The organism is Enterobacter genomosp. O, assembly GCF_001022965.1.
Lineage (GTDB): Bacteria > Pseudomonadota > Gammaproteobacteria > Enterobacterales > Enterobacteriaceae > Enterobacter > Enterobacter cloacae_L.
On the sequence record NZ_LECZ01000023.1, the window covers coordinates 206,098 to 227,214 of the forward strand.

Genomic DNA, 21,117 nt, shown 5'->3' on the forward strand with positions numbered 1-21,117 from the left:
TTTTTATGATGGTTAAAAATAAGATCATAGAAATTATTCATATTTGAAAGAAAATAAATCAAAAGGTCTTCTATGCGTGATTATTCATTATCGAATGAGAAAAAATATTTCTTAGAGGCAATTGAAAATAAAATCCGTCCCTATGTGAACGTCTCAGATTTTCGTGAATTGTTTCTTTCTTTGCTTCTATACAAAGCGCTTTCAGATAAAAGCTTAACTAACAATGAGGGGTTTAAATATAAAATAGAACCTTTATATCAATTGTCAGTCTTGGTTTGCTCTGACGATTTTAACAGTTCAAACCAATTGACTAATAAATTGATCAATATATTTTATCATATCGAAAATGAATATCCTGAATTAAAAAACTGTTTCATGAATGCTTGTAGGGTAATTGAACAAAATAAAATAGTTGATTTAAAACAGTTGCTGTGGGATTTGAACAGTGTAGGACCAATTAGTGAATGGCTCTCTGTCGATTTCGCTACTTTTGTTTTTGAGTTTATTGCAGAGCGTGTGATGCAGTCCATGCCTGAATATATTACGCCAAATTGTGTATGTAATCTTATAACATCTATTGCGCTTCACTATGAAAATAATCCTGTCAATGTTTGTGATTTTGCATGCGGTACTGGAGGTTTATTACTTGAGATTTACAGAAAGACTTTTGTTATCGACGAGGTTTGTGGAAATGATCTTATAAAATCGACGCTTGATTCTTTTAAAATAAGAATATTATTAAGTGGGTTAGAGCCTTCTAGATTTTTATTAACTAACGATGATGTGTTAAAATTTAATGAAAGTAATAAAAAGTTTGATATTATGCTTTCCGTTCCACCATTTAACGTACGATGGGAGCCAGAGAAATATATAGATTTTACTTCATTAAATTTGAAATTTTCAAGTCGATCTGCTGATCTTGCCTTTGTTTTGCGCGGGTATGAATCATTATCTTCTGATGGAGTGATGGTTATTGCTTTGACTCATGGGGCATTACACCGCGGGGGAAGAGATAAAGAATTGAGAAAAATATTACTTGAAGAATTCAATTGTATTGACATTGTTATAGGCTTGCCTGCGAACTTATTCTATGGAACAAACATTCAAACTTGCTTGTTAGTTATCAGCAAAAAAAGAGAAAAAAACGATCCCATACTATTCATCGATGCTAGTAATAAGTTTTCCAGAATAAAAAATAAAAATATTATGACGGAGGAAAATATTTCCTCCATTCTGGATGTAATTTCGCACCCGCGAGATATTAAATTTTTTAGTAGAATATCAAATGTTGAGTCAATAAAAGAATGTGATTATAATTTAACTTTCTCTAATTATATTGAAGAATTTAATGAGCAGGTATTAAGCAATGTTGGAGATTCGTTCACAAAATATCATGGTGTAATTTCAAGCTTTAGAAAGAAATTTATTGATAAAAATATAGTGTATAGAGGTATGACAAATGCTAAATGGGAATTAAAACCATCCATTGGGCGACTAGATATTGACGATCCCATAAGAGAAAGCACTGAAAGGCGTATATTTGAACAATTTAAGCAGCAAGCATTACCTTACCTTGATTTTACTCCAAGGAATGAATGGGAGTGGTTAGCCTTAGCTCAACATCATGGGTTACCGACAAGGTTACTTGACTGGACTACTAATCCGTTAATAGCTTTATATTTCTCTGTTGAAGATGATGCTAGCGATAGTGACTCGGTGGTGTGGTTGTATATTGACGATGCAAGGTCTGTGGTAATGGATTCTTTTAGCGAACAATCAGATGCATATAATTCTGATCCTCTAAAAATACCCGCTGACCGTGATGCTTTAATTTTTGAACCGGCGCATCTGAATAAAAGAATTATTGCCCAGAATGGACTTTTTACCGTTCATTCTACTCCTACCAAGCCGTTTTATCCTGAGAAGATTTATAAAGTGATTATACCTGCCAGGGTAAGAAAAAAATTAAAGGAGCAATTATACTATTATGGAATTCATGAAGGTGCCGTTTATCCTGGCTTAGATGGATTAAGTCGCAAAATTAAATGGGTGAATTCATTTAAATAAAATTTATATTAGTCATCTCATATAAAGTTGAGATGACTAACTTATAAAATGTTAAGTAATAAAAAGTGTTTTTTTATTCTCCGTCTGCCCTGGCACGCCCCTATAGATATCGTCGTTTGCCACCGGAGGGAACTTATGTTTATGCAGTAGCAGGATGGGATCCACATTCAGTTTGGCTTTAATATCAGCAAGTTTACCTCAGTCTGGATACTTTGATGTGTTTTCAATGACAGCTTTCATCTCTTTTTCCAGCACTAGTACCTTATCGTCTTCATAGGTAAAGTGATACTTGTCTGGTATATGCGCCAGGATGTCATAAAATATTTTCTCTTCAATATCACTCCCATAGATAACCATAATATGGTAGATAATACCGGCCATTTCCTGAAGTTGAGCATCGGTTGGAAAAAGTTGCGTGATGATTTTGTATTTTCTCACCCTGGTCCCTAATAGCTTCGACACTTATTTTGTAAGGCAATGATGGCATTCAGGTTTGCTGCATGCGTTAATCATTGTGTGATAACAACCGCCACAACACCCACCCACCAAACCCCATCAGCACCACTCCGGCCGTGCGCTCAACCAGCCAGAGCGAACGGCTGAGTTTCTGCTGAATAACCGGCAAACCTGTCAGCGATACCACCGCCAGATCCCACACCAGTACCACCATCACCATCCAGATGCCGCAGGTGGTTTGCTGAAGCAGCGTGACGTCTGGTCCCAGTAGCGCCGTCATGAGTGCCAGATAAAAAAGCGCATTCTTCGGGTTTAACAGTGCGGAGCCGAGACCCAGCAGGATCTGCTTACGTAAAGAGGGGTATTCCCGGTGGGTTTCGTTAAGCATAAACGTCTGTGGGCGGCTGCGTACTAGGTGCGCGCCAATCCACAGCAGGTACAGCGCGCCGGAGAATTCAATCAACGTGAATAGCCACGTAAACTGGCGCAGCGCGCTCCAGCCAATAATCACCAGCAGGATATACAACCCGTTGCCTGCGGCGATGCCGAGGCACAGCCCGGCGCTGCCGCGCAGTCGGTAGCGCGCGGCGTAGCCCACCAGCAGGAAGAAATCCGGGCCCGGGCTTAGCAGGGCAACAAAATGCGCCAGTGCCAGGGCGAGAAAAGCGGAAGGGAATAACAGTTCCATAGCGACCTCAGTTAACAATCTGAGGTCAGAGTACGGCGCTGCAGAGCCTATTTATTGTCTGATATTGATCGGCCCGTGGCGTACTGGCGCGGCGTGGCGGCGGTATAGCTGACGAAGGTCTTATGAAAATGGCTCTGGTCGGCAAAGCCGCTCTGGTAGCTGACGTCGGCAATATCATCCCCGGCGCGCAGCCGCGCTTTGGCGTACTCCACGCGGGAGATGTTGAGGAAGCTGCCCGGCGTCAGGCCGGTGTCCTGCCTGAAGGTGCGGATCAGCGTCTCCTTGCGCAGCGAGAAGCGTTGGGCAAGCTCGTCGAGGGAAGGCGGGCTGGTGAGTTCGGAAAGAAATGCCTCCTGAACCTGCTGGCTGGTTGAGCGAAGCGTGTCTGCGTTATCCGCGCAGCGGGGAAGGGCAGAAAGCAGCGCCTCCACGGACGCTGGAGACATTGTCTTAACGACGTCCAGGTAATGGGCAAACAGGCCAGGGCTACGAATCACCTGTAGCGCCAGAGGAAGGTCTGCGTCGATATAGAGCATATGGTAGCTGCGCGGCTTTCCGGCGACGGGGTTGCAGCTGTGCGGCGCACAGGACGGGATCACGATGAGGTCCCCGGGGTTAAGGATGTACTCTCTGTCGTGACAGATGCAGCAGGTCTGGCCCTCCACAATCGCACCGATGGAGAGCTGAGGGTGACTATGGCGTTTGTACGCCTGCGTACTTTGCCATGTGCTGCGCAGCTCAAGGCCTGAGGCGCGGTGAAAAGTCTGGCGGATGTGTCGGGTATCGGTCATTGGCGCTCCTTCTGGAGCTTTTTTATACCACGGCCGCGAACCATCGGTCAGCGCTTCATTAAGAACCTTCCGGATATACCCAACTTTACGTCCAGAGCCAGTCATGTTGACTACCCTTAATACCCTAAGCGGTAAAACAAGGAGATTCGACATGGCTTATCAGACAGTAAATCCTGCCACCAACCAGCTCATCAAAGAATACCCCTCACATACCGACGCGGATATCGAAGCGGCGCTGAAGGCGGCCGATGCGCTCTACCATTCAGAATGGGCGAAAGGCGACATCAGCCAGCGCCTGCCGGTGCTGCATAAGCTTGCCGACCTGATCGACGAGCGCACCGAGGAGCTGGCGAAAATCGCCAGCCAGGAGATGGGTAAACTCATCGAACAGAGCCGCGGCGAGGTGAAGCTGTGCGCGCAGATCGCCCGCTACTATGCGGACAACGCGAAGCAGTTTCTGGCCCCGGTGAAGTACCCATCTGAACTTGGGGAAGCGTGGGTGGAGCATCACCCCATCGGCGTGCTGATGGCCGTTGAGCCGTGGAACTTCCCGTATTACCAGCTGATGCGCGTTCTGGCGCCGAACCTGGCGGCGGGTAACCCCGTGCTGGCGAAGCATGCCAGCATCGTGCCGCACTGCGCCGAGGCCTTTGCCCATCTGGTGCGCGAGGCGGGGGCACCGGAAGGGGCGTGGACTAACCTGTTTATCTCGTCCGATCAGGTGGCGAACATTATCGCCGACGATCGCGTACAGGGTGCCGCGCTGACCGGTTCCGAAAAAGCCGGCAGCGTCGTGGCCGCGCAGGCGGCGAAGCACATCAAGAAATCGACCCTTGAGCTGGGCGGTAACGACGTCTTCGTGGTGCTGGATGATGCCGACCTTGAGAAGGCCGTGAAAATTGGCGTTAACGCGCGGCTCAACAACGCCGGACAGGTCTGTACCGCGGCGAAGCGCTTTATCCTGCACGAGAAAATTGCAGATGCCTTCCTGAGCAAATTCACCGAGGCGTTTAAGCAGGTGAAGATTGGCGACCCGCTGGATGAAAACACCACGCTGGGGCCGCTGTCCTCTAAAGATGCGCTGGAAACGCTGACCAAACAGGTTAACGAGGCGGTGAAAAACGGCGCGACGCTGCACTATGGCGGCAAGCCGGTGCAGCGCGACGGGAGCTTCTTCGAGCCGACGATCCTGACGAATATCTCGCGCGATAACCCGGCGTACTTCGAGGAGTTCTTCGGTCCGGTGGCGCAGATGTACGTGGTGAAAAACGACGACGAGGCGGTTGCCCTGGCGAACGATTCCCACTACGGCCTGGGCGGCGCGGTGTTCAGCCAGGATATCGAACGCGCGAAGAAAATGGCGTCGCGGATCGAGACCGGGATGGTGTACATCAACTGGCTCACCGATACCGCGCCAGAGCTGCCGTTCGGCGGCGTGAAGCGCTCCGGTTACGGACGCGAGCTGTCGGATCTGGGGATCAAAGAGTTTGTGAACCAGAAGCTGGTGGTGGTGCGTAAGTAAGAGGTAAAAAAAAAAACCTGCCGGCCGGCAGGTTTTTTTAAGAGGTTATTGCACTTCGATCTTGTCCCAGCCGCTTTTAAACATGCAGCTGTCGACTAACGTACCGCGGCGATATTCATTCGCGTCTTCAACCGTGTAGCTCGTGGAAGTGTCCTTTTTCTTTTTCGATTTGTCCGTTTTTTCCGAGCTCGAACCGGTCACGACGTTATCCGGAGGCAGATCGATCAGCGCCTGCGCTTCGCATTCCGTGAGCTTTTTATTCATTTCCGCGTCGCTGACGCCCGGCTTCACCCATTTGTACTGGACGCAGCCGGTGAGCATCAGCGTGAGGCTCAGAACGCAAAGCGCGGTAATGCGGTGTTTCATCAGAAGGTGACTCCACCGCCTACATATGCGCCGTCAATCAGCGTGTGGCCAGGACGGCCGTCTTTGCCATCAACGCTCACGTGGCGGTAACCCACTTTCAGGGTCACTGGCGTAACTGGCGTCCAGCTTACGCCGCCGTTGGCTTCGACGTAGTTTTTCACGCTGTTGTTCAGGCCTTCTGGAGCAACATAACCTTCACCATACACGTGGATGCTGTCGGTCAGCGCAACGTTTACGCCGCCACCAATCGGGAAGGCCACGCCGTTATCGCCTTTTTTCGGGCCGAGGTAGATTGCCTTCGCGCCCGCATTCAGCATTACCGGGCCCACTTCCAGGTTGTAGCCTGCGCCAACGCCGCCGGTCTGGGTACCGTCATCGGTGTTTTTGAGCCAGTTACTTTCAAGATAAATACCGGATGAGGATTTACCCATTTCCAGATTAAGGTTGGTAAAGTTTTTACCCTGCTCAACGGTGCCGCCCATTGCCAGTGCGGAACCCGATACGGCAGCCAGGGCAGAAAGAAGAAGGATATTCAGTTTTTTCATGTTTTATGCCTCGTCATTAAATTAATCTGGGCGCACCTTAACAAGTGATGTTTATGACTGCAAATGTGACGGGTATCGCGCTTTTATGCTGGGCTTGTTAATTGTTTTATTTTTAAATGTTGCGGTGATGTTTTGTTGCAAAGGCGTCAACCGGTAATTTTTTCGTCGTTTAGAAAGGGTTTAGTTTTTTGACTAAACATAAACTGAACGAGGCGGGAATAGTGATTTGACTTGAATTAATTGGGTTTCTAATAATTTCCAAAAATGTTTCAGGTGACACACAAAACAACAAAGTCTTACATTTTGGGCGATAAATATACGTTCAATCACCCATTCGGTTGTCCCTTTCATGTCATTTTTCTGACACGTTTATTCTTTACGTTGTTGGCTTCACTAACTGGATGCTAACAATATGAAAAGAAAAATTATTCCTGTGCTTATCGGTTGTGCGCTCTCTTTCTCTGGCCTGGCGGCACAGCCTACGGCTGAACGCTATGTCGTCAGCTTCCCCGAAGGCTCGCACGTGAGCTACAGCGGCGCATTTGCCGATGCGTTCCCGCATGGACTCCCTGTCGGCATTGGCTCTGGCCTGCTGTTTACGGGCAAGCAGGGCGATGCTCTGACCTTTGCAACCGTGACCGATCGCGGTCCGAACGCGGATGCGCCAAAAAGCGGGAAAAACGAAGCCAAAATTTTTGTCACGCCGGATTTCGCGCCGCTGCTGATGACCATTCGCGTCCAGAACGGCAAAGCAGAGGCCACTGACGCCCGCCCGCTGCATGACGATAAAGGCGAAATTAACGGTTTGCCGCTGCAAAGCGGCGTAATTGGCTCCACCAATGAAGTGGCATTCAGCGACACGTTAAAGACGCTGAAGGGTGACAACCGCGGGCTGGACACGGAAGGCATCACGCCGGACGGTAAAGGCGGGTACTGGCTGTGCGATGAGTATGGCCCGTTCCTGATTAACGTCGACAGCAAAGGCAAGATCCTGGCTATCCACGGGCCGCAGGCGGCAGAAGGGGAGAAATCCATCGCGGGTGGTCTGCCAAACATCATCAAATGGCGCCAGCCGAACCGGGGCTTTGAAGGCCTGACCCGTATGCCTGACGGGCGTATTATCGCCGCCGTACAAAGTACGCTGGATATCGACGGCAAGAGCAAAAAACAGGCGCTGTTTACGCGTCTGGTGAGCTTCGACCCGGCGACCGGGAAAACCGCGATGTACGGTTATCCCATCGACAGCGCGGCCTACGACAAAAATAGCGACGCCAAAATTGGTGACATTGTGGCGCTCGATGACCAGCACATCCTCCTGATTGAGCAGGGAAGTGATAAAAACGACGGGATGCGCAACCTTATCTACAAGGTGGATCTCAGCAAGGCGAGCGACCTGACCGCCTTCGACAAGCCGGGCGAATACCCGGAGTTTGATGATGAGAAAACCCTGGCGCAGCGCGGTATTATCCTTGCGGCTAAAACTCAGGTTGTCGATTTGCGCGCCCTTGGCTGGCAGCAGGAAAAGGCCGAAGGGCTGGCGCTGATCGACAGCAAAACGCTTGCGGTGGCGAACGATAACGACTTTGGCGTGAAGATGGCGATGCAAAATCCGGTCGAGGGCAAGAAGCTCAAGGATTACCGGGTGAACGCGGAAGGCAAGCTGACGCTGGATGATAAACCGGTTGAAACCACGCTTAGCGTGAAGCCGCTGAAGAAGCCGGAATCTGACAGCGAGCTGTGGATTGTGACGCTGCCGGAGGCGGTGAAATAAGTTTCCCGCTCACCCCACAGGCTGAGGAATCTCCAGTAATTTTTTTACTGAAAGCGACGAGTGTCGTTTCAGGAAAATGAAGGGCTTATAGCGACGACCTGGTCCGGCTGTAAATCGCTGAGGCGTTTCCTGCAGGCCGGGGCGAGGCGCAGGGATGCGCCGAGAGGGCGGGCTTTACAGGGATGTTACCTCCGCCCGTCCCCGATAAGCCGGAAGGAATAAGCCGAAGGTACCGCGAAGCGGCGATTTACCGCCGGGAGCCCGGGTTGCCAGGGTGGTGGCGACTGAGCCACCCTGGCACGTTCACAGGTCATGCCGTTACAGAGTAGCAAGGAACATAAAGTGAACGGAATAACCTCCACAGCCGTATGTTCCCCCTCACCCCAGCCCTCTCCCTCAAGGGAGAGGGGGCCGTCTGTGCAGGCAATATAATGCATAACGGTTATTTCTTCAGCCCCGCAAACGCCGCCCGAATCTCCTCTTCCGGCAGCTGGATGCCAATAAACACCATCACGCTGTGCGGCGGTTCATCGCTCCACGGCCTGTCCCAGTCGGCGCTGTACAGGCGCTGTACGCCCTGGAACAGCAGGCGGTTCGGTTCGCCGTCAATCCACAGCATCCCCTTGTAGCGCAGCAGCCTGTCGGCAAACGACAGCAGCAGGTTCTCCATGACGCGGGACACCTCGCTGATGTCCACCGGGTAGTCCAGCTCCACCACAATCGACGCCACGTCGTTTTGCTTATCGCCCATAAAGTGGAAGCGCGGTTTCGCGGTGACGTTCTCTTCCAGCATAAAGCCGTTGGTGTTGAACAGCTGAGACAGATCGATATCGCCGTGCGTCACCGTGTAAACCGGCGCGCGGGAGTTGATGCGCGCCAGGCGCTCGCGCAGTTTTTCGCTGTCACCCGCCACGTCGGTTTTGGTCAGCAGGATGCGGTCGGCGTAGCCCACCTGAGACTGGGCGATGGTGAACTGGTTCATCTGGTCGTCGGCGTGGACCGCATCGACCAGGGCAATAACGCCGTCCAGCAGGTAGCGCTGGCAAAGAATCTCGTGCGAGAAAAAGGTCTGAATAATCGGCCCCGGGTCGGCCATGCCGGTGCACTCGATCACCAGACGGTCGAAGTCGATTTCACCGCGATCGCGGCTGTCGAGCAGGTCCAGCAGGGCGTCTTCCAGCTCGTTAGAGCGGGTACAGCAGATGCAGCCGTTGGTCAGGGTTTTGATCTGGGTGGCGCGATCGCCAATCAGCTGGTCGTCAACGGAGACCTCGCCGAACTCGTTTTCGATGACGGCGATTTTGAAGCCGTGCTGCTCGTTCAGGATGTGGCGCAGCAGGGTGGTTTTACCGGCGCCGAGGAAACCGGTCAGCAGGGTAACGGCAATCGGGGTCATGGTCTCTCCTTTAGCAGCAGCGGACGCCGCCTTCTCCACTTCCGCCGTAGCGCGCTTCCTGGCGCTCGCGGAAGAATTCGGTGTAGGTCATGTACGGCTTATCCGGATGGTTGGTCTTCATATGCTCAACGTAGTTGTCATAGTCCGGAATGCCAATCAGCATTTTTGCCGCCTGACCGAGGTATTTTTTTGCTTCGCCTAAGTTACCAAACATAATGCATCCTGATAAGGAAAAGCCCGGTGGCGCTGCGCTTACCGGGCCTACGAGTACATTGTAGGGCGGGTCAGCGTAGCGCCACCCGCCATTTTTTTAGTGGTGTGAAGAGGTCTTCACGCCGCCTTCCGGCACCGGCACGTACGGGGTTTCTTTATCCGTACGACCGTCGGCGTTACGCACCTTCAGCCAGGTTTTGATGCCGTAGAAGATGATGCTGTACACCACCACCAGGAACAGAATGCTCAGACCCGCGTTGGTGTAGTTGTTCACCACGATATGGTTCATGTTGGCAATCTGCTGCGCGGTCAGATCCGCGCCGCCTGCGGCAATCTTCTCTTTGTACTGGTTAGCCATGAAGAAGAAGCCTTCCAGCTGCGGGTTGGCGCTGAACAGCTTCAGGCCAAGCGCCCAGGTGGTGCAGAGCAGCAGCCACAGCGCAGGAACAACCGTTACCCAGATGTATTTGGTGCGCTTCATCTTCACCAGCACAACGGTGCCGAGCACCAGCGCCACGGCGGCCAGCATCTGGTTAGAGATACCGAACAGCGGCCACAGGCTCTTCACGCCGCCGAGCGGGTCGACAACGCCCTGATACAGCAGGTAGCCCCACAGGCCTACGCAGCCCGCAGTACCGAGAATACCGGCGACCAGAGAGTCGGTTTTCTTCAGGAACGGCACGAAGTTACCGAGCAGGTCCTGCAGCATGAAGCGGCCCGCACGGGTACCCGCGTCCAGCGCGGTCAGGATGAACAGCGCTTCGAACAGAATACCGAAGTGGTACCAGAAGCCCATGTCCGCCCACGGCAGCACCTTGTGGAACACGTGTGCGATACCTACCGCCAGCGTCGGTGCGCCACCGGCGCGGTTCAGCACGGACGGTTCGCCGATGTCTTTCGCGGTTTGCATAATCTGCTCAGGCGAAATCACGAAGCCCCAGGAGCTGACGGTCGCCGCCGCGTGTGCGCTCGCGTCTTTCAGCTGCGCCATAATCAGCGCCGCGTTGTCACCGCCCATCTCGTGCAGGTTTGGCATGGTAATGCCGAGGCCAGCAGGCGGGGTGTTCATCGCGAAGTACAGACCCGGTTCGATGATGGACGCAGCAACCAGCGCCATGATCGCCACGAAGGACTCCATCAGCATGGCACCGTAGCCGATCAGACGCGCGTCTTTCTCGTTCGCCAGCAGCTTAGGCGTGGTACCGGAGGCAATCAGGGCGTGGAAGCCAGAGACCGCACCGCAGGCGATGGTGATGAACAGGAACGGGAACAGGGCGCCCTTCCACAGCGGGCCGGTGCCGTCGATGTACTGCGTTACCGCAGGCATTTTCAGGTCCGGGTTAATCACCAGGATGCCGATTGCCAGACCGACGATCACGCCGATTTTCAGGAAGGTCGCCAGGTAGTCACGCGGCGCCAGAATCAGCCAGACCGGCAGCAGCGCGGAGATAAACGCGTAACCGATCAGCGCGAAGGTGATGGTGGTGTCCTTGAAGGTCAGCGCCGGTCCCCAGTACGGGTCGTGCGCAATCACGCCGCCGAAGTAGATGGAGGCCACCAGCAGCACGATACCAATCACCGACACTTCACCCACGCGTCCCGGACGCAGGAATCGCATGTAGATACCCATGAACAGCGCAATCGGCACGGTAGAGCAGACGGTGAAGACGCCCCACGGGCTTTCGGCCAGCGCTTTCACCACGATCAGCGCCAGCACCGCGAGGATGATGATCATGATCAGGAAGCAGCCGAACAGGGCGATAGTACCCGGCACGCGGCCCATCTCTTCTTTGACCATCTCACCCAGAGACGCGCCGTTACGGCGAGAAGAGATAAACAGCACCATAAAGTCCTGCACCGCACCCGCCAGCACCACGCCGGCGAGCAGCCACAGGGTGCCCGGCAGGTAGCCCATTTGTGCGGCCAGCACCGGGCCGACCAGCGGACCTGCGCCGGCGATAGCGGCAAAGTGGTGACCAAACAGCACGTAGCGGTTAGTTGGCACGTAGTTCAGGCCGTCATTGTTAATGACCGCCGGCGTGGCGCGCGTCGGGTCGAGCTTCATGACCTTCTGCGCGATGTACAAGCTGTAGTAGCGATAAGCCACAAGATAGACGGAAACGGACGCGACCACGATCCACAGGGCGCTTACGTGTTCGCCCCGGCGTAATGCGACAACCGCCAGACAAAAAGCGCCGAGGATCCCGAGTAAGGCCCAGGGCACGTGCTTCAGTAGTTTTTTAGTATCCATAGTAAGACCTGGTTTTTTATGTAAAGAAAAAAGGGTCAGGGTTCGTTGTGAGGAGGTATTGATTAATGCTGGAGCGATCGTGCCAGATCTACGCGCGTGTAAAGGAAGGTAAATGAATGAGTGGTTGAAAGTACCGGGTGAGCGGTCAAAGGGGGCGACGAGCGGTTACGGCTCGCCGCCGGTGGACGAAATTATGTGATTGAGATCACTTGATTATTCGGATTGCGTTCCACGGCCAGATAGCCCTCCAGCGTCCTGATGAGTTTCTCCTTCAGCCAGCTCGGCTCCAGGATCTGGATATTCGGCAGCCAATAGAACAGCAGCGGCAGGATCTGGTTCTCGTGTGCCGCCTGGCAGCGCAGCGTGACGCCGTCCTGCTGCTCCTCCAGCAGCTCCTGTTCCGGCAGAAGATCGCGGCGCAGGAAGTAATGTGAAATATTATCTTTGATGAATATTTTCACCGCGAAAGTATCTTCCGACACCCAGGGGTCGAGGCTTTTTTCCAGCAGCTCAAGGACATTTTCTTCCGGGGTGAATGTCGTTTTCTGAATATCAAACCAGCTAATCTGGCTCAGCGAGAAGGATTTCAGGCGGCTATTTTCGGTGGCTTGTAAATACCATATATTTTTTTTGTTAATGAGTTTATAGGGATTAATCAGGCGGGTTTTACCCTTATAAACTATCTGGCAAACATTATGGTTTTTAATCGATTTCTCGATTTTCGTTAAATGACGGCGAATATCGCGCTGTACCGTGTGTTCGGCTTCATTAGCAAGAATGAGAATATGGTTTTCGTCAACGCGCGCTTCCAGCTTTTGCCAGAATTCCGTATTTCTGTCCGGGAAAAAACTATCAGCATTCAGGAAGTTAGCAAGGGTGTGATGTAAGCCTTGCCCGCCGGGCGATTGTGCAGAATGGATCAGCCGATATAGCCCGTTACCGGTATGTTCAACAATGGGAGAAAGGGCATTTAAATCCCGATAAACGGTACGCTCGGTAATTTTAAATTTTTCCATTAGCGCACTGCGATTGACCACACCGTTTAAATGTAGCTCAAGGAGAATATCGACCAGACGTTCAGCCGAGCGGCTCCGCGTCGTTTTAGCCATAAGGTCATCCTGTATATTTAGGTATGCGCTGAATGATGCGGGTGCACTGACATACGGCGTCAGTATTCAGGCACAGAAAATTTCTCTTATGGGTATATAACGGCGTGATTTAGCGGAAACCTTAGGAGTTTTTGCAGAAAGCGGCGCTGGCCGGGAAAAAGGCCAGCGCGAGGGGAGGAATTACACGGCGACTTCCGTCTCCAGCATGACCGGGTGGAACCGGCGTTTGAAGTAGATCAGGCCGTGTCCCGCGTCACTCAGGATGATGTTTTTAACTTCAACGAGATAAACAAGATGCGTGCCGATGGTTTGCACCTGGCTAATCTCGCCTTCAAGGCTGGCCAGCGCCCCCTTGAGCACCGGCTGCGCCAGCGGGCCTTTCTGCCAGCAGGAGAGGGCAAAGCGATCCTCCATTGCCATGCCGGTCATCCCGGCGAAGTGGCGAGCCATGATCTCCTGCTCGTGGTTCAGCACGTTAACGCACAGCCTGCCGTTGCCCTGGAATACCGGGTTCATGGCGCTGTTGGCGTTGATGCACACCATCACCGACGGCGGAGTGTCCGTGACCGAACAGACGGCGGTGGCGGTAATGCCGCAGCGGCCCGCTTCGCCCTCGGTGGTCACTACATTAACCGCGGCCGACAGGCTGGCCATGGCGTCGCGAAAACGCAGGCGTTGTTCTGATTGCATGAAAACCTCCCGCTGCATTATTTCAGCAGCTTATCCAGCATGTTGATATCGCTGTTGTTGTGCAGGTGCGGCACCGTCCAGCCGTGTTGGTCGTATTCGGACATGCAGCGGTCGACCATCGCCATCATCTTGTCCATGTTGCCGGAGCTCTGCGCCTGGCGCAGACACTGCAGGCGGATCTCATCCTGGCTGCCGGAGTAGTTGATCTCATACAGCTCGTGACGGCCGCCAAACTCGCTGCCGATGGCATCCCACATCAGCTTCAAAATCTTGATGCGTTCGACGTGATCCATGCCGTTGGAGCCGCGCACGTATTTCGCCAGATACTGGTCGATCTGCGGGTTGTTCAGATCCCGGGCGCTGGACGGGAGGTAGATCAGGCCGGACGTCACGTTACGCTCGATGATGTTCTTGATCTTGGCGTAGGCCATTGGCGCCATCACGCGGTAGGTTTGCAGCGCGGCGTGATCCGGCAGATACGCCCCGTTAACCCACGGGGTGGCTTCGGAACACATGGAGTCGCTCAGGGCCCAGAACATGTTGCGCCACGCCACCACTTCGCCGAGATCCGCCTGCACGCCGCGGAACTCCAGGGTACCGGTGCACTCCAGGGATTTCTTCAGCAGGGCGGTGATGAAGTCGAGTTTGACCGCCAGACGCACGCAGGCCTGCAGCGGGTACATTCGCGCAAAGCCACCCTCCATCGTCCAGCGACGGCAGCGGTCGAAATCGCGGTAGATGAGCACGTTTTCCCACGGGATCAGCACGTGATCCATCACCAGGATCGCATCGTTCTCGTCAAAGCGGCTGGAGAGCGGGTAGTCGTACGGGGATCCGGTTGCGCCTGCCACCATCTCGTAAGAGGCGCGGGAGATCAGCTTCACGCCCTCGGCGTCCATCGGCGCGACGAACATCAGCGCGAAGTCCGGGTTTTCGCCCATCACCTGCGCGGAGCCAAAGCCGATCATGTTGTAGTGGGTCAGCGCCGAGTTGGTGGCCACCACTTTCGCGCCGCTGACGATAATCCCGGCGTCGGTCTCTTTCTCCAGCTTGATGTAGACGTCCTTCACCTCGTCCGCCGGCTTGTGGCGGTCGATCGGCGGGTTAACGATGGCGTGGTTGAAGTACAGGCCGGTTTCCTGAATGCGGGTGTACCAGTTACGGGCGTTCTGCTCGAACTGGCCGTAGAAGGCCGGGTTGGCGCCGAGCGCGCAGCCGAACGCGGCTTTGTAGTCCGGCGTGCGGCCCATCCAGCCGTAGCTCAGGCGCGACCACTCGGCGATGGCGTCGCGCTGCTGGCGCAGGTCGTCGGCGCTTTTCGCCACGCGGAAGAACTTGTGGGTGTAGCCGCCGCTGCCGGTATCGGTGCCCCAGCACAGCGTGTCCTGCATGTCCGGCTTGTGCAGCGCGTCGTACATCTGCGCGATGGAGGCCGCCGCGTTGCGAAACGCCGGATGGGTGGTGACGTCTTTGACGCGCTCGCCGTAGATGTAAATCTCACGACCGTCCTGCAGGCTTTTTAAATACTCTTCACCGGTTAACGGACGTTTGGCATCAGCGCGGAAATCTTCAGGCTTCATAGGGACCTCGTATCGGAATTGTGTTGTTAAATTTATGTTTTGTTTTTGTTGTTTAATTGAAGCCTGAGAGGGGCGGAACGTGAAGGGACGTTTGGGACAACGGCAGGTACTTTTCGCGAGAGATCGCAGAGTGTGATTTCCCTCACCCTAACCCTCTCCCAAAGGGAGAGGGGACGGTTACTCCCTCTCCCTTTGGGAGAGGGCAGGGGTGAGGGGAACAGGGGAAACCGGTACTTTCTGCGCCCGGTACGCGCTCGGCGAGCACCCCACTAAACGGTTAAAAAACCGCGCAAAATAGGCCGGATCCTTAAACCCCAGCTGCCAGGCAATCTCGCTGACCGCGCTGTCGGAGAAGAGCAGCAGCCGCCTGGCCTCGCGCAGCTGCCGGTCGAAGATCAGCCGCTTCGGCGGGCGGTTGGCGAAGCGGCGGCAGATATCGGTCAGCCGGGATTCGGTCAGGTGCAGCTCGCAGGCGTATTCCGGCACCGTCCAGTGCTGGTGGTAGTGGGCATCTATCAGCTGGGTAAAGCGCTGGAACAGCTTCAGCTCGCCGCGCATTCCGCCTGAAGCGTGGTCGTCGAGCTTCGCGTTGCGCAGCAGCAGGGTAAAAACGGCCTGCGCCAGCAGAACCAGGGTATGCTCGCGCCCCGGCAGCTGCTCCGTGGATTCCCGGGCAATCAGCTGCCAGTAGTGCCTGAGCGCCGCCAGCTCGTCCGGCTTATCCGCCAGCGAGAGGCAGATCCCCGGCAGCCCAAACGCCTCCCGCGTGCCGGGGTAGAGCACCTCCAGCAGCGGCCAGATCAGATCCTCGCGCACCGTCAGCACGTGCCCGTCGCTGTCGGATTCGGTGATAAACGCGTGCGGCACCGACGGCGGCGTGAGGACGAACAGCGGGGCCTGCACCGAGTAGCGGTGATCGTCGAGCTGGAGCTCAATCTGCCCGGTATCGAGAAAGTGCATCTGAAAATACTGGTCGTGACGATGCGCCTGCATGTCGCGGCCAAAAAAGGCCGCCATGCGGGCAAACGACTGGTAGTGCACATCGTCGGTGCCCAGACTTTCGTCGTACTCCTTGCTGATATCAATGTTGGCGATAGGGCTCTGGCACATGATCGTTCCTCTGTTGATCCCGCTGCGTCATCGGAATGCGCGTCAGCACCAGCGCGCCGACCACCAGCAGCCCGGCCACAAACCACAGCCCCGAGCTGAAGCTGCCGGTGGCGTCGCGCAGGATCCCAATCAGCAATGGGCTGACGGCTGAACCCACGTTGCCAATGGCGTTGATTACCGCCAGCGCCACGGCGCGTGACTGCAGGCTAATAACCCGATCCGGCGTGGTCCAGAATATCGCCATGGCGGTAAACGATCCGGTTGATGCCATGATGATGCCAAGCAGCTGGATCAGGCTGTGATCGGTGGCCGAGGCCAGCATCCATCCCGCCGCGGCGAACAGGTACGGCAGGATGGTGTGCTTTTTTCGCTCTTTCAGCCTGTCGGAGCGGCGGCTCCACCAGATCATCCCGAGGATGGTACAAAACTGCGGGATCGCCGCCAGCAGGCCGATGACGATGTTGCTGCTCCCCGTGTTGAAGCTTTGCAGGATCTGCGGCGTCCAGATGTTGATCGCGCTCAGCGTGTTGGTCAGGCAGAAGTAGGCCAGCGTGTAGAGCAGCACCGCCGGGGTCAGCACTTCGCGCAGCGTGGATTTCGGCGTGACGGGCCGGGCAATCGCGACCTCCTGCTCGCGGGCGATCATCGTTTTCAGCGCCTGCTTTTCGTCATCGTCCAGCCAGGTGGCCTGGTCCGGCGTGTCGTTGAGGTAAAACCAGGTCACCACGCCGAGCACCACCGACGGCAGCCCCTCCAGCAGGAACAGCCACTGCCAGCCCTTCAGGTTCCACAGCCCGTCCATTGCCAGGATGTAGCCGGAGAGGATCGAGCCGAGCATCATGGTCACCGGCATGGCAATCATAAACAGCGCGTTGGCGCGGGCGCGGTGATACGCCGGGAACCACCAGGTGAGGTAGACCAGGATCCCCGGCAGGAAGCCGGCTTCGGCAATCCCCACCAGCATGCGTAACACATAGAGCGTGTGCGGGCTGGTGGCGAACATGGTGCAGGTAGAGGCAACGCCCCACACCACCATGATCCCGGCTATCCAGCGGCGCGCGCCGATCTTCGCCAGCATGATGTTGCTCGGGATCCCGCACAGCACGTAGGTGACGTAAAACAGCGTCGCGGCCAGGCCAAACATGGTGGAGGTGAGGCCCAGATCTTTGCCCATCGTCAGCCCGGCAAAGCCGATATTGATGCGATCGAGAAATGAAAAGACAAATAGGATAAAGAGAAAGACGATCAGACGCCGGAACAGTTTGTTAATGACGCGTTGTTCAACAGCTTTATTATCATGGGTTTGCAGGGTAGAGGTCGTCATGGTGCGCTCCAGATCTTACGTTTAGTAGACGGATTTATTGTTATTAACTGACGTAACCGGTTTTTCGATAAAGCGTGCCGCCAGCGCTTCCGCGCCGCGGGCGAGCAGGGTGGTGTCGACGCCGACGGCGACAAACAGCGCGCCGAGGTCGAGATAGCGTTTTGCCAGCGCCTCGTTGGCCATCAGAATGCCGGGGGCTTTACCGGCGGCACGTATCTGCGCGATCGCCTGCTCAATGGCTGCCTGGACTTCCGGGTGCTGCGGATTGCCGGCAAAGCCCATGTCGGCGCTCAGATCAGCCGGGCCGATAAACACGCCGTCGACGCCGTCCACGTCCAGGATCTGCGGCAGATTTTTCAGCGCCTCGCGGGTTTCGATCTGCACCAGCACGCACATGGCGTCGTTAGCGCGTTGCAGGTAATCCGGAATGCGGTTCCAGCGCGAGGCGCGGGCGAGGGCGCTGCCGACGCCGCGAATGCCCGCGGGCGGGTAGCGGGTAGAATGCACCGCCAGACGGGCTTCTTCGGCGTTTTGCACCATCGGCACCAGCAGGGTTTGTGCCCCCACGTCCAGCAGCTGTTTGATCTGCACCGGATCGTTCCACGACGGGCGGACCACCGGCTGGCTGGGATAAGGGGCGATGGCCTGCAGCTGGGTTAAGACGGTCTGCACGCTGTTCGGCGCGTGCTCGCCGTCGATCAGCAGCCAGTCGAAGCCTGCTCCGGCCAGCAGCTCCGCGCTGTAGCTGCTGGTCAGCCCCAGCCATAAGCCAATTTGCGGGCGGCCTGCCTGCAGCGCCGCTTTGAATGCGTTTTGCATGGTCCTCTCCTACACAAATCGGCAGCTGATGGAGCCCATGCTGCCGTAGTCGACGTGGAAGGTGTCGCCTCTGCTGGCGGGCACCGGGCGGGTAAACGAGCCGCCGAGGATGATCTGGCCGGGTTCAAGCTGCACGTCGTAAGGGGCGAGCTTGTTCGCCAGCCACGCCACGCCGTTGGCCGGGTGGTTAAGCACGCCCGCGGCGACGCCGGTCTCTTCGATGACGCCGTTGCGGTAGAGCAGGGCGGAGATCCAGCGCAGATCCAGCTCGTCGGGCTTAATCGGGCGGCCGCCGAGGATCACCCCCGCGTTAGCGGCGTTATCGGAAATGGTGTCGAAGACCTTGCGCGGGCGCTGGGTCTCCGGGTCAACGTTGTGGCAGCGGGCGTCGATCAGCTCCAGCGCGGGTATCACGTAATCCGTGGCGTTGTAGACGTCGAAAAGGGTGCAGTTCGGGCCGCGCAGCGGTTTTGCCAGCACGAAGGCCAGCTCCACCTCGATGCGCGGGACGATAAACCGATCGACGGGGATGTCGCTGCCGTCGTGGAAGAACATGTCGTCCAGCAGCGCGCCGTAGTCCGGCTCGCTGATCTGCGAGCTGGCCTGCATCGCTTTGGAGGTCAGGCCGATCTTATGGCCCTTCAGCACGCGGCCTTCGGCGATCTTCAGGCTGACCCATTCGCGCTGAATGGCGTAGGCGTCGTCGAGGGTGATCGTCGGGTAGTCGAGGGAGATCTGGCGGATCTGCTCCCGGGACTGCTCCGCCTGATGCAGGCGATGGGCGATCAGGGTATGGGTGTGTTTATCGAGCATGGCGATATCCTGTTTTATGTTTTTTTCTCCCTCTCCCTGTGGGAGAGGGGACAGACCGTGCGGTATTACTTAAACAACGCGTGCACGTTGTCCTGTTCTGTGTTTTTTTCGCCCTCTCCCTGTGGGAGAGGGCCGGGGTGAGGGCATCGGGCCACAGAGGTATCCCCTCACCCTAACCCTCTCCCAAAGGGAGAGGGGACAGACCGTGCGGTATTACTTAAACAACGCATGCACGTTGTCCTGTTCTGTGTTTTTTTCTCCCTCTCCCTGTGGGAGAGGGCCGGGGTGAGGGCATCGGGCCGCAGAGGTATCCCCTCACCCTAACCCTCTCCCCAAAGGGAAGAGGGGATCGATCGAGCGTGTTACTTAAACAACGCGTGCACGTTGTTTTGTTTGTAATTGAGCGTTGGGTGCAGCTCATCGAGCTCAAACGACAGCGCCAGATAGCGGCTCGCCATCAGCTCCGCGAAGTGCGTTTTGATCAGCGCAAACAGCATTTCACCGACCTCTTCCCGGCTCTCCAGGCTGCGCCCGGCACCAATCTTCAGCGTCATATGCACAAAGGCGTAATCGTGCCTGCCGTCGGCCATCTGCCAGGTATCCAGCCAGTGGGCGCGGCTGCGGATGCCGCCGAGGGGGAAGATGCCCGTGGCGGCCAGCGCCTCGTTCACTTTGGCGAACAGCCCCGGCAGGTCGGCCTCTTCGCGGATGTTGTCGGTACATTCAGCAATAAAGTGCGGCATGGTGGCTCCTTAGGCGGGCAGCGGGAAAACGGCGTTAACCTGGCCGGTGCCGGAGCTGGCGAACAGCTCGGTGAGGAACTCCACCTTGCCGTCGTATTTGTCCCAGCCGAGCATCCCCAGCAGCATCACCGTGTCGTGCATGTTGCCTTCGCCGTAGCAGTAGTCGGCGTACTCCGGCAGCATGCTGCAAAACTCCTTAAACTGGCCCTCGCGCCACAGCTTCACCACGCGTTCGTCCATCTGGCGGTCGAACTCGCGGGTGTAGCTGTTCATCCCTTCCTCCGCGCGCTGGTCGTCGATAAAGCGGTGCGACAGCGAGCCGCTGGCGAGCACCGCCACGGTGCCGTCGTATTTTTCGATGGCGCTGACGATCGCCTCGCCCAGCCGGCGGCTGTCGGCAAAGTCGTGAACCGTGCAGAACGCCGAGATGGAGAGCACCTTGAAGTGCTTATCCGCGTTCATGTAGCGCATCGGCACCAGCGTGCCGTACTCCAGCTTCAGGCTCGGGATGTTGTGCGCTTTGGCGCGCACGCCGAGCTTCACCGCCTCGTCGGCAATCAGCTGGCCCAGCTCCGGGTTGCCGTCGTAGTCGTAGGTCATGTCGCGGATAAAGTGCGGCAGCTCGTTGCTGGTGTAGACGCCTGAAAAATGGTCCGCACAGTTGATGTGGTACGCGCTGTTCACCAGCCAGTGGGTGTCGAACACGATGATGGTGTCCACGCCCAGCTCGCGGCAGCGCTTGCTGATTTCTTTATGCCCGTCGATGGCGCCCTGTCGGCAGCCGTGGTTTTTCCCCGGCAGCTCGGAGAGATACATCGACGGCACGTGGGTGATTTTCGCCGCTAACGCTAATTTACCCATGG

19 protein-coding genes and 1 pseudogene are annotated in these 21,117 nt (G+C 55.6%); 3 read left to right on the top strand and 17 right to left on the bottom strand.

Annotated features, from left to right (window positions below; genetic code table 11):
• The first annotated feature begins 72 nt into the window (after positions 1-72).
• A complete protein-coding gene (locus ABR39_RS24720) occupies positions 73-2,067 on the top strand; it encodes an N-6 DNA methylase (protein ID WP_052952188.1) in 1,995 nt (664 codons plus the stop codon).
• Positions 2,068-2,118: 51 nt separating this feature from the next.
• Here ABR39_RS24720 and ABR39_RS25360 read toward each other — a convergent pair.
• The 3 genes and pseudogenes from ABR39_RS25360 to ABR39_RS06345 all read right to left on the bottom strand — a co-directional run.
• A pseudogene (locus tag ABR39_RS25360) lies at positions 2,119-2,466 on the bottom strand (type I restriction enzyme endonuclease domain-containing protein); the annotation flags it as partial.
• Positions 2,467-2,572: 106 nt separating this feature from the next.
• The gene (locus ABR39_RS06340; RefSeq protein WP_047346234.1) at positions 2,573-3,211 is read right to left on the bottom strand and encodes a LysE family translocator; all 639 of its coding nucleotides are present in this window, start codon (positions 3,209-3,211) and stop codon (positions 2,573-2,575) included.
• Positions 3,212-3,258: 47 nt separating this feature from the next.
• Positions 3,259-4,002: a helix-turn-helix transcriptional regulator gene (locus ABR39_RS06345; RefSeq protein ID WP_047346235.1), complete on the bottom strand. Its 744-nt coding sequence runs from the start codon at positions 4,000-4,002 to the stop codon at positions 3,259-3,261.
• Between the two features lie 151 nt (positions 4,003-4,153).
• On the opposite strand from ABR39_RS06345, the gene ABR39_RS06350 reads away from it, so the two are divergent.
• Positions 4,154-5,524, top strand: coding sequence for an NAD-dependent succinate-semialdehyde dehydrogenase (locus tag ABR39_RS06350; protein ID WP_047346236.1), 1,371 nt, complete (start codon positions 4,154-4,156; stop codon positions 5,522-5,524).
• Between the two features lie 45 nt (positions 5,525-5,569).
• Here ABR39_RS06350 and ABR39_RS06355 read toward each other — a convergent pair whose 3' ends face one another.
• Positions 5,570-5,890, bottom strand: a complete 321-nt coding sequence (locus ABR39_RS06355; protein ID WP_047346237.1) for a hypothetical protein — start codon at positions 5,888-5,890, stop codon at positions 5,570-5,572.
• Complete coding sequence (locus ABR39_RS06360) at positions 5,890-6,435, bottom strand: YfaZ family outer membrane protein (RefSeq protein ID WP_047346238.1); 546 nt, start codon at positions 6,433-6,435, stop codon at positions 5,890-5,892. Before ABR39_RS06360 ends, ABR39_RS06355 begins: the two co-directional genes overlap by 1 nt.
• A gap of 412 nt (positions 6,436-6,847) precedes the next feature.
• On the opposite strand from ABR39_RS06360, the gene ABR39_RS06365 reads away from it, so the two are divergent.
• Complete coding sequence (locus ABR39_RS06365; RefSeq protein ID WP_047346239.1) at positions 6,848-8,206, top strand: esterase-like activity of phytase family protein; 1,359 nt, start codon at positions 6,848-6,850, stop codon at positions 8,204-8,206.
• Positions 8,207-8,648: 442 nt separating this feature from the next.
• Here ABR39_RS06365 and yjiA read toward each other — a convergent pair whose 3' ends face one another.
• The 12 genes from yjiA to hpaD all read right to left on the bottom strand — a co-directional run bounded on the left by yjiA (position 8,649) and on the right by hpaD (position 21,115).
• On the bottom strand, positions 8,649-9,602 hold the full coding sequence (gene yjiA / locus ABR39_RS06370) for a GTPase (RefSeq protein ID WP_047346240.1): 954 nt from the start codon (positions 9,600-9,602) through the stop codon (positions 8,649-8,651).
• Between the two features lie 10 nt (positions 9,603-9,612).
• Positions 9,613-9,816 carry a YbdD/YjiX family protein gene (locus ABR39_RS06375; protein WP_003856610.1) on the bottom strand — a complete coding sequence of 68 codons (204 nt, stop codon included), beginning with the start codon at positions 9,814-9,816 and terminating at the stop codon, positions 9,613-9,615.
• A gap of 96 nt (positions 9,817-9,912) precedes the next feature.
• Complete coding sequence (locus tag ABR39_RS06380; RefSeq protein WP_047346241.1) at positions 9,913-12,066, bottom strand: carbon starvation CstA family protein; 2,154 nt, start codon at positions 12,064-12,066, stop codon at positions 9,913-9,915.
• A 191-nt stretch (positions 12,067-12,257) separates the two neighbouring features.
• Positions 12,258-13,175, bottom strand: coding sequence for a helix-turn-helix transcriptional regulator (locus tag ABR39_RS06385; RefSeq protein ID WP_047346242.1), 918 nt, complete (start codon positions 13,173-13,175; stop codon positions 12,258-12,260).
• Between the two features lie 180 nt (positions 13,176-13,355).
• On the bottom strand, positions 13,356-13,865 hold the full coding sequence (locus ABR39_RS06390) for a 4-hydroxyphenylacetate 3-monooxygenase reductase subunit (protein ID WP_047346440.1): 510 nt from the start codon (positions 13,863-13,865) through the stop codon (positions 13,356-13,358).
• A 17-nt stretch (positions 13,866-13,882) separates the two neighbouring features.
• Positions 13,883-15,445: a 4-hydroxyphenylacetate 3-monooxygenase, oxygenase component gene (gene hpaB, locus ABR39_RS06395; protein ID WP_014168483.1), complete on the bottom strand. Its 1,563-nt coding sequence runs from the start codon at positions 15,443-15,445 to the stop codon at positions 13,883-13,885.
• Positions 15,446-15,622: 177 nt separating this feature from the next.
• Positions 15,623-16,555, bottom strand: a complete 933-nt coding sequence (gene hpaA, locus ABR39_RS06400) for a 4-hydroxyphenylacetate catabolism regulatory protein HpaA (protein WP_047346243.1) — start codon at positions 16,553-16,555, stop codon at positions 15,623-15,625.
• Positions 16,527-17,879: a 4-hydroxyphenylacetate permease gene (hpaX, locus tag ABR39_RS06405; protein ID WP_047346244.1), complete on the bottom strand. Its 1,353-nt coding sequence runs from the start codon at positions 17,877-17,879 to the stop codon at positions 16,527-16,529. Before hpaX ends, hpaA begins: the two co-directional genes overlap by 29 nt.
• Before the next feature lie 21 nt (positions 17,880-17,900).
• Positions 17,901-18,698 (bottom strand): 4-hydroxy-2-oxoheptanedioate aldolase, encoded by a 798-nt coding sequence (hpaI, locus tag ABR39_RS06410; protein WP_047346245.1) that lies wholly within the window; start codon positions 18,696-18,698, stop codon positions 17,901-17,903.
• A 9-nt stretch (positions 18,699-18,707) separates the two neighbouring features.
• On the bottom strand, positions 18,708-19,511 hold the full coding sequence (gene hpaH, locus ABR39_RS06415; RefSeq protein WP_047346246.1) for a 2-oxo-hept-4-ene-1,7-dioate hydratase: 804 nt from the start codon (positions 19,509-19,511) through the stop codon (positions 18,708-18,710).
• A gap of 362 nt (positions 19,512-19,873) precedes the next feature.
• A complete protein-coding gene (locus ABR39_RS06420) occupies positions 19,874-20,254 on the bottom strand; it encodes a 5-carboxymethyl-2-hydroxymuconate Delta-isomerase (RefSeq protein WP_047346247.1) in 381 nt (126 codons plus the stop codon).
• 9 nt (positions 20,255-20,263) lie between these two features.
• A complete protein-coding gene (gene hpaD / locus ABR39_RS06425; protein ID WP_047346248.1) occupies positions 20,264-21,115 on the bottom strand; it encodes a 3,4-dihydroxyphenylacetate 2,3-dioxygenase in 852 nt (283 codons plus the stop codon).
• Positions 21,116-21,117 lie beyond the last annotated feature (2 nt).